Here is a 12,086-nt window from a genome sequence, read left to right on the forward strand (position 1 = left end):
CCCCGCGCAGCATGCTCCACAGGTTCACCGCGATGTTCGGCGCGAGCGTCAGCAGAATCGCCGTCTGTACGTCCGTCAGCAGTGCCAGGACCGGCGTGGCCACCATCGGGAAACCGAGGCCAAAGGTGCCGTGAACCAGGCCGGCCAGCGTCACGATCAGCAACGCGATCAGGATCTCGTTCAGAAGGAAAGCTTCCAGGGCGTGAACCTCGGCGGGGTAGGTCCCCATGATACTGCGATGGCCCCGCATCCTGCCCCTGGCGCGCGGCAGGATGCAGGTGGCGCAGGACCACCGCCGGCCAACGCCAGCCGGGCTCCCGCTTGCCGCCTCGCCCGCAGCTGTTATGCTTTGACGATGCGCGGCATGGTCCCCCCCGATCCGGAATACGGCGTATCACAGCCGAGTTACGCCGTGGTCTACATGCCCGGCCGCGCGCGCAAGCGGTTTCCGGCCGGCTGCGTGGAGGTGGTCGCAAGCGGCGAACAGGCCCTCGCGGAGGCGGACCCCATGGCGCGCCGTTTTGCCGCCCGAGTGCTCGGACCCTCGAAGTCGTCCGAAGGCCAGATCCTCTATTACCTGCTGGAGTGGCTGGAACCCGCAACCGGCGGTTCCTGACCCCGCGAACCTCCCGGCGCAGCAGCAGCAGCCCAAGTCCGACCGGCTGCCAGTCACATCCCGTGATCTACTAGCCTTGCGTGGCCCGCGGTCTCCTGTGCGGGCCGGGTACCGGCCGCGGCGGTCCGAGGCAATCAACGACCGGTGTCGAGGCGATCCAGGTAGCTGCGGATGCGCCGGGCATTGGTGCCGGCATCGCTGCGCCCAACCCGTGAGGCCGAACGCACATCGATCAGGCTGCCCTCGCCTCTGGGAGTCACACGCACCACCACGTCATCCTTGAACCCGTACCAGAAGGTCGTCGCGATGGCCTCGATGCGCCCCTCGTCCGGCTCAACGTCGACGATGTCCCAACGCATGGACCGCGCCGCCTCCAGCGCACGCGCGAAGGCCTGAGCAGGTGGTTGATCCAGGTAAAGACTGCGTACATCCGGATAGGCCTCCTGCTGCTGACGCGCCACCTCTTCGCCGGGGTATTCCACCGGATTCGGCGCATCCGCCCGCAGCGGCCGGATCGCGACAAACTCCGGAGGGTCGGCGGTGTCGGTGGTGATGTCGTGGATCGGCGGAACCTGTCGTGCCTGCTCCAGCGCCTGCCAGGGGACATAGACGCTGACCAGGCCCAGGACGAGCGCCCCGCCCCACCAGAACGCCCCACGCCGGCGCAGGGTCGGCACCAGCACAAGCACCAGCGCCAGTGCGATGGCCGCGAAACCCGTGAAGGTCGCCCAACGCATCATCTGAAAGCCCGTCGTGAACTCCCAGAGCCCCAGCCGCGCGCCGGGTCCCGAGATCAGCAGCATCAGTACACCCAGCAGGGCGATGAGAAAGACCGTACGCGGAAGGACCGCCATGGGTTCACCTGCTTCGCTGCAAAGTGTGTGGGAACGCGAACGCCAACCCGCCGTGGAACACTCTTCGGCGCTTACGCGCCCGGCGCTATCCTAGTGGGCGGTACTGCGGGGGGCCGATGGGCCGATCACCGCAACGGGGGAAATTCCGGCTGCTGGAAGTCAGGCCGCTGGTGGCGTGGGCCCTCGTGCTGCCGGCGCTCGAGTTCCTCGATGCGCTGCTCGAGTTCCCGAATCCTCTGCTGCGCCCATTCGTCAATGCCTCGCGGCTGCTCATACCGGCGACCGGGCGGTGCATAGGACGGTTCCTCGTAGCCCCAGCCGGGGGCAGCACCATAGGGCTGCTGGCCGACACCGTACCGCGGAAGACCGGGTTGCCCGAATGGTTGCTGACCGTAAGGCGAGTAGCCGTGGGGCTGCTGACCCAGCGGCTGTTGACCAAACGGATCCTGGCCGTAGAACTGCTGGCCATAGAGGTCCTGGCCAAAGGGATCTTGGCCATAACGCGGCTGGCCGTAGGGATCACCATAGGAGACCGGTGGGCCATGACGTTCATCGAGACGGTCACGATCCGCGCCACCGCCGAACCAGCTGCCGGGGCTCATCATGTCGCCGAAACCCATGGGCTGCGCATGTCCCAGGCCTGCCAGACCAAACGCCGCGACCGCCACCATGGCGGTTTGCCTGAGGAGCCTGTTTCTCGTCATCACCTTTCTCCTTGGTGGGCCATAGAATGGAAGACGCCACTTTGCTTAGGCCGTTACAGCAGCCCAAGGGTTCCCCAGCGTCGTCAACCACTGGTTGTGCATTCCAGGCGGCGCAAGTGGCGTTTGCTCCACGACACACGCTGAGAAAGGCCGCGATGGGGGCGCCCACTAGACTACTCCAACAGCCGCCCCGATGGATGACCCGGGCGTGCCCCGACCCGAAACCGTCCCCGCGCCGCGACGATCAGCGCCGGATCAGGTCCAGGAATTCCTCGCGTGTGCGCGGATCCTCGCGAAAGGCTCCCAGCATCACCGACGTCGTCATCGACGAATTCTGCTTCTCGATACCACGCATGGTCATACACATGTGCTTGGCCTCGACGACCACGGCGACGCCACGCGCTTCGGTGACCTTGATGATCGCCTCTGCGATCTGCCGGGTCATGTTCTCCTGAATCTGCAGGCGGGCGGCGAACATGTCGACGATGCGCGCGATCTTGGACAGGCCGATCACCCGACCGTTGGGCAGATAGGCAACGTGCGCCTTGCCAATGACCGGCAGCACGTGATGCTCGCACAGGGAGTACAGCTCGATGTCCTTGAGCAGCACCATCTCGTCGTTGTCGGATGCGAACATCGCGTTGTTCACGATCTCCTCGAGATCCAGATGGTATCCACGCGTCAGGTACTTCAGTGCCTTGACCGCGCGGGTCGGGGTATCAACGAGACCCTCGCGCTGGACATCCTCGCCCAGCCCGCTGAGCAGTTCGCGGTAGTGCGAGGCCATGGAGTCCACACTGGCCAGAGGGGCGGCGCCCTCGACGGCGCTGTCCTTGTTGACGTTGATGTTGATCGAGCGGGTTGCAGCGGTCATCACGACCTCCTCGGTTGGCGGCAGCTAGTCGGCATGGGCCGTCACTACGCGGTCAGGGTGGCGAAAATGCCAGATAGTAGGGAAAGTGTTCCACCCAGGGTCAAATACCCACGTAGCTGAATATAGCCGGGTGGCAGATGGAAGCGGCGCAGGCTGCCGCGATCGACCCATAACACCAGGGGAAACAGCAGCAGCAATACGGTCAGGCCGAAGGCCGTCGGCAGCAGCAGAGCGCCCCAGGCGGCGACTGATGGGATCACGGCCCAGATCGGCGCAGGCTGCCCCAGGACCCGGTGGCGACGGTCGAGCAGGAACAGGCCCCAGTGCACGGCACCGAGGAAGGAAAGAATGACCGCCCCGTAGACGCCCAGCGCATGCAGCGAGAAGGCCTGCCATTGCGTAGAACCGAACCAGGCGGCCACGCCGAAAAAGACGAAGGGAATCAGGCCTGCATACCCGAGGACATGCAGCAGTGGGGCAGGCGCGTTGCCGGAAACGGGCGCGGGTGGGCTCGTGCCCTCCTCCCCCTGCGGCTCCAGGAGCGCCCGCAGTTCGGTCAACCCACCGATGACGCCATCGCGACCGATGAACATCGGCAGCATGTGAAAACCCGATGCCTCCTGCAGGTCGTGGAACCGCCCCCGGTTCGCGGCCGAACCCATACCCCACTCGATCCGCTGCCAGCGTCCGGGCAGACGGCGTTCGAGCAATGCCTCGGCCTCACGCAGGTCGGTGATGCCCGAAGTGATCGCAACCACCTCGTGGCGCTCCAGCGCCGCCGCGACGTCCTCGGGCCATGCTGCCATCAAAGCGCCGCCTCGATGGCCTGCCGGATGCGTGGATCGTCAGGGCGCACGCGGGTGCCGAACGAAGCGAGTACCTCGCCGTCGCGGCCGATCAGGTACTTGTGGAAATTCCAACTCGGAAATTCGCCAGCGGCGTTACCGAGATAGTGATACAGCGTGCCCGGCTGTGCGCCACGGCGGGAGGCGTTGACCTTTTCGAACATCGGGAACTGGACGCCGTAGTTGGAGCGGCAGAAGTCGGCGATCTGTTCCTCGTCGGCGTATTCCTGGCCGAGAAAGTCGCTGGAGGGAAAGCCGAGAACCCGGAAGCCCCGATCCTGCAGCTCGGCATCCAATCCCTCCAGGCCCTCGAACTGTCCCACGAAACCGCACTTGCTGGCGGTGTTCACCACCAGGAGGACCTGTCCCTGGTATTCCTCGCACAGGCGCACGGGCTCGGATGCGGTCAGGGGTCGCAATTCGAAATCGAGGCTTTGCGGGCAGGACGCGGCTTGAGCGACGCCGGCGGAGAAGACGGTCAGGGTCAGGGCCAGGGCGCGAACGATGGACACGGGCTTACTCCTTCAGCTGGGTATTTACAGGTATTGTACAACTCGTGTATAAATATTTCCAGACGCACAGGGCGAGCGGGGATATCATGGAACAACAGCAAAAGATCGCGGTCATCGGTGGGGGTATTGCCGGCCTGTCTGCGGCCTGGCTGCTGCAACAGCGACACGAGGTGAGACTCTTCGAGGCTGAAACGGTTCTTGGGGGTCACGCGCATACCGTCGAAATACCCGACCCACAGGGTCGGGTGCACATCGACACCGGCTTCGTCGTGTTTAACGAGCGCAACTATCCGCTGCTCACACACCTGTTCGCAGAACTGGACGTGCCTACGCAGGCGACCGACATGTCGTTCTCGTATTCGTTGCAGCCGGGCGGCATCGAGTACGCCGGCACCGACCTGAACACACTGTTCGCGCAACGCCGCAATCTCATCCGGCCGCGTTTCCTGAAGATGGTCAGCGACATCCTGCGCTTCAACCGGCTGGGCAAGCGCCTGCTTGCGGAACAGCGGGTCGGCGTAGCGACGCTGGGCGAGTTCCTGGCAGAACACCGCTTTGGCCGCGGCTTCACCGAGGACTATCTGCTGCCCATGGCCGCCGCCATCTGGTCCTGTCCGGCGGCCACGATGCGCGGCTTCCCCGTGCGCGGCTTCCTCGAATTCTTCCGCAACCACGGCCTGCTCGACATCGAGGGGCGCCCGCAATGGCGCACCGTGGTCGGTGGCAGCCGCGCCTACGTGGAACGCCTGGCGCAACGACTGCACACCGGTACGGTGCGCCATGCACAGGTGAACGAAGTCCGGCAGGCCGGCGGCCGCTGGCGGGTGACCACAGCGGACGGCACGGATCTCTTCGACTCAATCGTCTTCGCCTGCCACGCCGACGATGCCCTGGCCATGCTGGCCACCCCGACGCCGGAGCAGGCGGCCCTGCTCGGCGCCTGCCGCTTCCAGGCCAACCGCGCGCTGCTGCATACGGATACGCGCCTGATGCCGGAGTCCCGGCGCGTCTGGGCATCCTGGAACTACCTGACCCGGCAGCAGGGCGTGGACGAACAGTCCGTCTCGGTCTCGTACTACATGAACAGCCTGCACCGGCTCGAGCGGCGCAAGGACTACATCATGAGCCTCAACCCCTGGCGCGAACCTCATCCCACCACCGTGCTGGGCGAATACCACTGGCGGCATCCGGTGCTGGACACGGCGGCGGTGCAGGCACAGGCGCGTCTTGACGACATCCAGGGGCTGAACGGGGTGTACATCGCCGGCGCATGGACCGGATTCGGCTTCCACGAGGATGGCATCCGTTCGGCCGTCGATGTCGCCCGGTGGCTCGGTGTTTCGCCTCCCTGGGAGGAGGCAGGCCCCGATCGCAGCGAGCCGCCCCCCGCGCTGGCCGAGGTCTCCAGGGCCGCCTGATGAATGCCGCGCAGATCTACCCCTGCCAGGTGATGCATCAGCGCCTGTTCCCGGTGCAGTACCGTTTCCGCTACCGGATCGTCAGTGCCCTGTTCGACATCGACCGGCTCGATGCACTGGCCCGCGACCGCCGATGGTTTTCGCTGAATCGGTTCAACCTCTTCAGCCTGTACACCCGCGACCACGGGCGCCGGGACGGCAGCCCCTGGCGCCCCTGGATCGAAGCTCGCCTGGCCGAACACGGCGTGCAGCTGGACGGAGGCCGCATCCGCCTGCTGGCGATGCCGCGCATCCTCGGCTATGCCTTCAACCCGCTCAGCGTCTGGTACTGCGAACACCGCGACGGCAGGCCGCGGGCCGTGCTGCTCGAAGTGCGCAACACCTTTGGCGAACACCATCACTACCTGCTGCACGAGGACGGCGCGCCGATCCGCTGGCCGGTGCGGGCGACCAAGCCGAAGCGGTTCCACGTGTCCCCGTTCATCGACATGACGCCGTTCTATACTTTCCGGCTGGGCGAGCCGGGCGAAAGCCTTCGCATCGCCATCCAGGAATACCAGGACAACGAATTGATGCTGATCGCAACCCAATCCGGGCAGGCCCGGGAGTTCAGCGACCGCAACCTGCTCCGCACCTTCGCCGCCATGCCCTGGGCGACCGCGAAGATCATGGTCCTGATTCACTGGCAGGCACTGAAGATCTGGCTGCGCGGTGGACGGTATCACCGCAAGCCCAAACCACCCGCTCAGGAGGTCAGCTGATGTCAGCCGAACCCGGTTCCTTCATCGCCATCGAGACTGCGGCGGGCCAGGGTGGTCCCTCCCTGGCACTGCGCTGGCTCGCCCGTGCCCTCCGGTCCATGGAACGGGGCAAGCTCACCCTGATCGACGCTGCCGGCAACCGCGTCGTGCTGCGCGGCACCGGGGCCGGTGCCGAGGCCGTGTGGCATTTCCGGCGTCCCTGGCGCGCCCTGCTCCGCGTGCTGCGCCGCGGTGAGATCGGGTTCGCGGAAGGCTACATTGCCGGCGACTGGAACACCCCGGACCTGCAGACCCTGATGCAGTTCACGGCGGACAACGAAGCGCCGCTTACCCGCCTTGCCGAGCGACCGGCCTGGCAACGGCAGCTGGATCGCCTCCGGCACCGCCTGCGCCGCAACAGTCGGCGTGGAAGCCGAGCCAATATCCGCTTCCACTACGACCTCGGCAACGAGTTCTACCGGCAGTGGCTGGACTCGACGATGTCCTACTCCTCGGCCCTGTTCAGCAAGGGTGACGAGGCGCTGGAGACGGCGCAGCAGCGCAAATACCTGCGCCTGCTGGAACGGCTGGACGCGGAGCCCGGCGCGCATATCCTCGAGATCGGCTGCGGCTGGGGCGGATTCGCCGAGGCCGCCGCCCGCCAGGGCTACCGGGTCACCGGCATCACGTTGTCGCAGGAACAACTGGACTATGCGCGGGAACGGGTGGCCCGCGCCGGCCTCTCCGACCGCGTGGAGTTGCGCCTGCAGGATTACCGAGATCTTCGCGGGCAGTACGACCACATCGTCTCGATCGAGATGTTCGAGGCGGTCGGCGAGGAGTGGTGGCCCACGTATTTCGACAAATTGCGCGAATGCCTGCGCCCCGGTGGTCGCGCGGCCCTGCAGGTGATCACCATTGACGAGAAGGTCTTCCCGCGTTACCGGGAAAGCGCCGATTTCATCCAGCTCTATGTCTTCCCCGGGGGCATGTTGCCACCGGTGCCCCGCTTCAACGCGATCGCCGACGCCGCGGGGCTGCAGCGACTGGAGCAGGACTTCTTCGGCATGGACTACGCCCTCACCCTGCGGCGATGGTTCGAGGAGGTGCGGCGCTCTTCGGACATCATCCACGCCCTGGGCTACGACGAATCCTTCCTGCGCATGTGGCGCTACTATCTGGCCTATTGCGAGGTCGGTTTCCGAACCCGGAGGGTCGACCTGATGCAGGCCATCCTGGAGCGCCCCGCCTGAGATAACCCCCGTCACCCGCGGCCGACTGGCCGCGTGCTGGCTACCGGGGCTGCCAATGGCCATCCCGGGCCTGCCCCTGTTCGCGTTCCTGCCGACCTTCTACTTCGAATTCAAGGGGATCGGGTTGGCCATGGCCGGGTGCCGGGCCCGAGAGTCCTGCAGATTTCGCCGGCAGGCACTACACTCGGGGAAACCACCCGTGAGGAGGCATGCCAGCAACCTGACCGGTCCCGACAATATCGTGGCAACGGCGTATCCCGCTGCCCCCCGCCAAGGAAAGACAGGTAATGAGCCGAATCCGGATACGCGAGGCCAGTTGGCCCGCCGACAGACACGCCCTCGAGGCCGTGCGCTGCGACGTCTTCATCAAGGAACAGAACGTGCCGCGCAGCCTGGAATTCGATGGCCTGGATGGCAGCGCCCTGCATTGGCTCGCGCTCACGGAGCTGGACGAGCCGGTGGGTACGCTGCGCCTGCTGCCCAGTGGACAGATCGGACGCATGGCGGTGCTCCGGGCATACCGGGGACAGGGTATCGGCCCCCGACTGCTGCACCATGCCATTGCCGCCGCGGAGGCCCATGGCTGGAATGAGGTCTGGCTCAATGCCCAGTTCGCGCGCCGCGGTTTCTACGCCCCGCATGGATTCATCGTGATCAGTGACATCTTCGAGGACGCCGGCATCCCGCATCAGCGCATGCTTCGGCGTCTGAAGAAGAACATGGCCATGGCGGGCTGAAACCGTCGAAAGGGGAGACCCGGTGTCGGAAGAGCGGATCGGCGACACGGTAGAGGACCAACTCGAGCGGGCCGGCAAGAGCGTCAACGACCTGCTCGAATCGGCGCGTCGGAGAATCTGGGTGCACACCCGCAGCCGGCTGCTCACGGCCCTGCCCGAGGTTGCGCTGCCGTCCGCAATGTCGCGCGTGGCGCGCCGAACCCGCCATGCCGATCTGCGTCTGCTGATCGACGACGACCTGAGCCTGAAGAGTGAACATCCCCGGCTCACGCATACCGTCACCCGCCTCACCACGGCGATCGAGGTGCGCTGCCTCGCGCCCGCGCAGGACACCCCCGCGAGCCTGCTGCTGGTGGTGGACCGGACCGCCTGGCTCTACCTCGTGCAGCACAAGGGTCAGGTGGGCCTGAAGGCGGAACGGCGCGATCCCGCGGGTAACCGGACCGCCGCCGAACGCTTCGCCGAGGCCTGGGCCATCAGCTCCGAGTCGCTGGAACTGCGCAAGCTGCTGCTGTAGACGCGACTTGGGCTACAATCCGCGCCCTAGTGGGCCCAGTGGGAGAGCCTGAGTAGGTCGGGTTAGCGCAAAGGGCGTAACCCGACGGGCCATGGCCGCGAAGCAGCGTCGTCCCCTGCACCCCAGCACGTCGGGTTACGCTACGCTAACCCGACCTACAGAACTATGGAGTGCGGCGGCTTGCCGCCGCTGTCCGGAGCTGGGTAATCCCCGGCGCCGAATAGCGGGAGCAAGCTCCCGCACTCCATAAACGGTGACCGACCGCCGGAGGCCCCAGGATCGAGTGCTGGTCCGCGCGGGCCTGCACGATGACGGATGCGATGCCGATGCAGTCGTCGACCGCGAAAAGGGAAAGGCCCTGTTTTTGATAAAAACTTTGACTTGCAGATACTTGACTTGGAGACTGGGGCGTAGTAACCGAAGTGCGGAAAGTCACCCGCCCCGCAAATCCCGATTGGATCCCGGGGCCCGACAACAGGAACGGGACTCTCTCAAGACCGGGAGCCGCCACCGTCAGCGAGGGTACCGGCACCGTGGTCTGCCGGAGGAGGATGCCACATGAAGATTTCTGTCAGGACGCCGCAGCCGCGCGGGCCGTCAGGCGTGGCCAACTGGCTGATCCGACCAGGAAAAGGCTGGCATCACAAGGCCCGGGGCATGATGAAGAACCACATGTTCCTGCCGTTGGCGGTGATCGGCGTAGCCCTGCTGATCGGCCTGGGCATGAACGCCTGGATCATCTTGACCACCTGGTCGTCGATCCCCCACCTGGTGGTTCAGTCCTTCGTGCTGTGGATGGGTTTTCTGGCGACGCTGACCGTCCCCGTCGTCATTTATCACCACCTGGTCGCACCGCTGTTCCACCTGCGCCACTGGGCCCAGCGCGTCCGCGGCGGCAACCTTGCCGCGCGTATCCCGGTGCCTGCCACCGGGGAATTCGCCGAACTGGCACGGGACGTGAACAGCCTCACCGAGCAGTTGCAGCGCCTGACCCGCGAGATGCGCGATGAGGTCGGGATCCAGACACGGCGGCTGGAGGACAAGTCGCACACCCTGGAAGTGCTCTACGACGTCGCCGCAAGCATCAACATGTCCCGCGATCTCGACGATCTTCTGACGCGTTTCCTGCAGAGCCTCAAACGAACCCTGGGCGCACGCGCCGCCACCGCCAGGCTACTGACCCCGGACGGCCAGATGCGGCTGGTGGCCAACCTCGGATTCGACGCGAACGACACCCACTGCCGCGATACCCTGCCCATCGGACGCTGCGTGTGCGGCAAGGTGGTGGGCGGCAGCGAGATGCTCTGGAAGGCGGACGTCCACGAATGCGGGCGGGTCTGCGGAGACGACCAGGGACACGAGCCGGCCATGCTCGCCGTTCCGCTGCAACACCAGGGACGCACCCTCGGCGTCTACAGCCTGTTCCTGGACGAGTGGCCGACGAACCTGAACGAGGACATGGACAATCTGCTCACCAGCATCGGTCGCCACCTCGGCATGGCCATCGAAAAAGCCCGGCTGGACGAGGAGGCACAGCGGCTGACGATCATGGAGGAACGCACGCACCTTGCGCACGAACTGCACGACTCCCTGGCGCAGACCCTGGCCAGCCTCGGTTTCCGCGTGGGGGCGCTGGAGGAGTCTCTCGACAACAGCCGGCCCGGAACCCTGCGCCGCGACGTGGACCTGATCAAGACAAATCTCGGCCGGGCCAATACCGAGTTGCGGGAACTGATCAGCCAGTTTCGGGCACCGGTGCATCGCGAAGGGCTCGTCACGGCACTGCAGAAGACCACCGAGGAGTTCCAGAGCGAGACCGGGATCAGTATCTACCTGCAGCAGGAGTGGCAGTCGAGCAAGCTGCCCATCGAGATGGAAACGGAGGTGCTCCGCATCGTGCAGGAAGCCCTGTGCAACATCCGCAAGCATGCCAACGCCCAATTCGTACGCGTCTTGCTGCGTGCCGAGGCTCAGGGTGAATTCATGGTGATGGTCGAGGATGACGGCTGCGGCATCGAGGGCACGGCGACCGGTGGCCCGGGCGAACACATCGGCCTGAGCGTGATGCAGGAGCGGGCCGCCCGGCTCGGCGGGGAGTTCCGCATCGAGACCGAACCCGGCGAGGGCACGCGCGTCACGCTGAACTTCCAGCATCCCAAGTCCGAGACGGTGGAATTCCAGCCCCGTCTGCAGGCCACACGATGACCCAACGCGTCCTGCTGATCGACGACCACACGCTGTTCCGGGAAGGCCTGCAGGAGTTGCTGAGCCGGCACGACATCGAAACCGTGGGCGCCGTCGGCGACGGCGAGACCGGAATCCGCCTGGCCCGCGAACTCCTGCCGGACGTGATCCTGCTGGACATGCGCATGCCGACGATGAACGGACTCGAGGTCCTGCGGCGCCTGCGCCAGAGCGGGCTGCGGATGCCCATCGTGATGCTGACGACCAGCACCGAGGAAAGCGACCTGATCGAGTGCCTGCGCAATGGCGCCCAAGGCTACCTGCTGAAGGAGATGGAACCCGGCGATCTCGTGGACGCCCTGGAGGAGATCATCGAAGGCAAGACCGTGGTCGCCCCGCACCTGGCGCAACTGCTGGTGCGCGTGGTGCAGGGTCAGCCGGAACCGGCGCCCGATCAGGCCGGCCCCTTCGATGCGCTGACCCCGCGCGAGGGGGAGATCCTCAGCCTGTTGGCCGAGGGTCAGAGCAACAAGGTGATCGCGCGCAACCTCGGCATCTCCGACGGCACCGTGAAGCTTCACGTAAAGGCGATCCTGCGCAAGCTCGGGGTGCACTCGAGGGTCGAGGCCGCGGTTCTTGCAGTCCAGCACAGCCTGAACGCGAACACTTCCCGCAGCACGGAATCTTCCGGCGACGCGTCCTGACATCATGACCCCGGATGCGCGGCACCCCTGACGATGAAAAGCCGCAACTGTAGGTCGGGTTAGCCCAAAGGGCGTAACCCGACGGGCCTCGCACCCCACCCATGGGCGCAAAATAGCGTCGTCCCCGG

General features: G+C 65.8%; 13 protein-coding genes and 1 pseudogene. 8 read left to right on the forward strand and 6 right to left on the reverse strand.

All coding sequences use genetic code 11. The features are described 5' to 3' along the window. Positions 1 to 199: pseudogene (locus EA346_RS05570) on the reverse strand (sulfite exporter TauE/SafE family protein); the annotation flags it as partial. A gap of 165 nt (positions 200 to 364) precedes the next feature. Here EA346_RS05570 and EA346_RS05575 point away from each other — a divergent pair. Next, positions 365 to 616, forward strand: a complete 252-nt coding sequence (locus tag EA346_RS05575) for a hypothetical protein (protein WP_366755763.1) — start codon at positions 365 to 367, stop codon at positions 614 to 616. Between the two features lie 134 nt (positions 617 to 750). Here EA346_RS05575 and EA346_RS05580 read toward each other — a convergent pair whose 3' ends face one another. The 5 genes from EA346_RS05580 to EA346_RS05600 all read right to left on the reverse strand — a co-directional run bounded on the left by EA346_RS05580 (position 751) and on the right by EA346_RS05600 (position 4,399). Beyond that, a complete protein-coding gene (locus EA346_RS05580; protein WP_296756502.1) occupies positions 751 to 1,470 on the reverse strand; it encodes a DUF1499 domain-containing protein in 720 nt (239 codons plus the stop codon). Between the two features lie 125 nt (positions 1,471 to 1,595). After that, positions 1,596 to 2,174: a hypothetical protein gene (locus tag EA346_RS05585; protein WP_296756504.1), complete on the reverse strand. Its 579-nt coding sequence runs from the start codon at positions 2,172 to 2,174 to the stop codon at positions 1,596 to 1,598. A 244-nt stretch (positions 2,175 to 2,418) separates the two neighbouring features. Further along, positions 2,419 to 2,961 (reverse strand): GTP cyclohydrolase I FolE, encoded by a 543-nt coding sequence (gene folE, locus EA346_RS05590; protein ID WP_296756521.1) that lies wholly within the window; start codon positions 2,959 to 2,961, stop codon positions 2,419 to 2,421. Positions 2,962 to 3,092: 131 nt separating this feature from the next. Beyond that, the gene (locus EA346_RS05595; protein WP_296756506.1) at positions 3,093 to 3,854 is read right to left on the reverse strand and encodes a DUF3429 domain-containing protein; all 762 of its coding nucleotides are present in this window, start codon (positions 3,852 to 3,854) and stop codon (positions 3,093 to 3,095) included. Further along, entirely contained in the window at positions 3,854 to 4,399 is a 546-nt protein-coding gene (locus tag EA346_RS05600; protein ID WP_296756523.1) for a glutathione peroxidase, read from the reverse strand. Before EA346_RS05600 ends, EA346_RS05595 begins: the two co-directional genes overlap by 1 nt. A 92-nt stretch (positions 4,400 to 4,491) precedes the next feature. Between EA346_RS05600 and EA346_RS05605 the strand changes: the two genes are divergently transcribed. The 7 genes from EA346_RS05605 (at position 4,492) to EA346_RS05635 (ending at position 11,958) form a co-directional block, all read left to right on the forward strand. After that, positions 4,492 to 5,823: an FAD-dependent oxidoreductase gene (locus EA346_RS05605; RefSeq protein WP_296756508.1), complete on the forward strand. Its 1,332-nt coding sequence runs from the start codon at positions 4,492 to 4,494 to the stop codon at positions 5,821 to 5,823. Continuing rightward, on the forward strand, positions 5,823 to 6,584 hold the full coding sequence (locus tag EA346_RS05610) for a DUF1365 domain-containing protein (RefSeq protein WP_296756510.1): 762 nt from the start codon (positions 5,823 to 5,825) through the stop codon (positions 6,582 to 6,584). Before EA346_RS05605 ends, EA346_RS05610 begins: the two co-directional genes overlap by 1 nt. Then, positions 6,584 to 7,816: a cyclopropane-fatty-acyl-phospholipid synthase family protein gene (locus EA346_RS05615; protein ID WP_296756512.1), complete on the forward strand. Its 1,233-nt coding sequence runs from the start codon at positions 6,584 to 6,586 to the stop codon at positions 7,814 to 7,816. The genes EA346_RS05610 and EA346_RS05615 overlap by 1 nt, the downstream gene beginning before the upstream one ends. A 287-nt stretch (positions 7,817 to 8,103) precedes the next feature. Continuing rightward, complete coding sequence (locus EA346_RS05620) at positions 8,104 to 8,553, forward strand: GNAT family N-acetyltransferase (RefSeq protein ID WP_296756514.1); 450 nt, start codon at positions 8,104 to 8,106, stop codon at positions 8,551 to 8,553. Between the two features lie 22 nt (positions 8,554 to 8,575). Beyond that, the gene (locus tag EA346_RS05625) at positions 8,576 to 9,070 is read left to right on the forward strand and encodes a hypothetical protein (RefSeq protein WP_296756516.1); all 495 of its coding nucleotides are present in this window, start codon (positions 8,576 to 8,578) and stop codon (positions 9,068 to 9,070) included. 558 nt (positions 9,071 to 9,628) lie between these two features. Then, entirely contained in the window at positions 9,629 to 11,275 is a 1,647-nt protein-coding gene (locus EA346_RS05630) for an ATP-binding protein (RefSeq protein ID WP_296756518.1), read from the forward strand. Beyond that, entirely contained in the window at positions 11,272 to 11,958 is a 687-nt protein-coding gene (locus EA346_RS05635; protein WP_296756519.1) for a response regulator, read from the forward strand. The genes EA346_RS05630 and EA346_RS05635 overlap by 4 nt, the downstream gene beginning before the upstream one ends. The last annotated feature ends 128 nt before the right edge of the window (positions 11,959 to 12,086 follow it).

This window comes from Thioalkalivibrio sp., from assembly GCF_007692535.1.
In the GTDB taxonomy this organism is placed as follows: domain Bacteria; phylum Pseudomonadota; class Gammaproteobacteria; order Ectothiorhodospirales; family Ectothiorhodospiraceae; genus Thioalkalivibrio.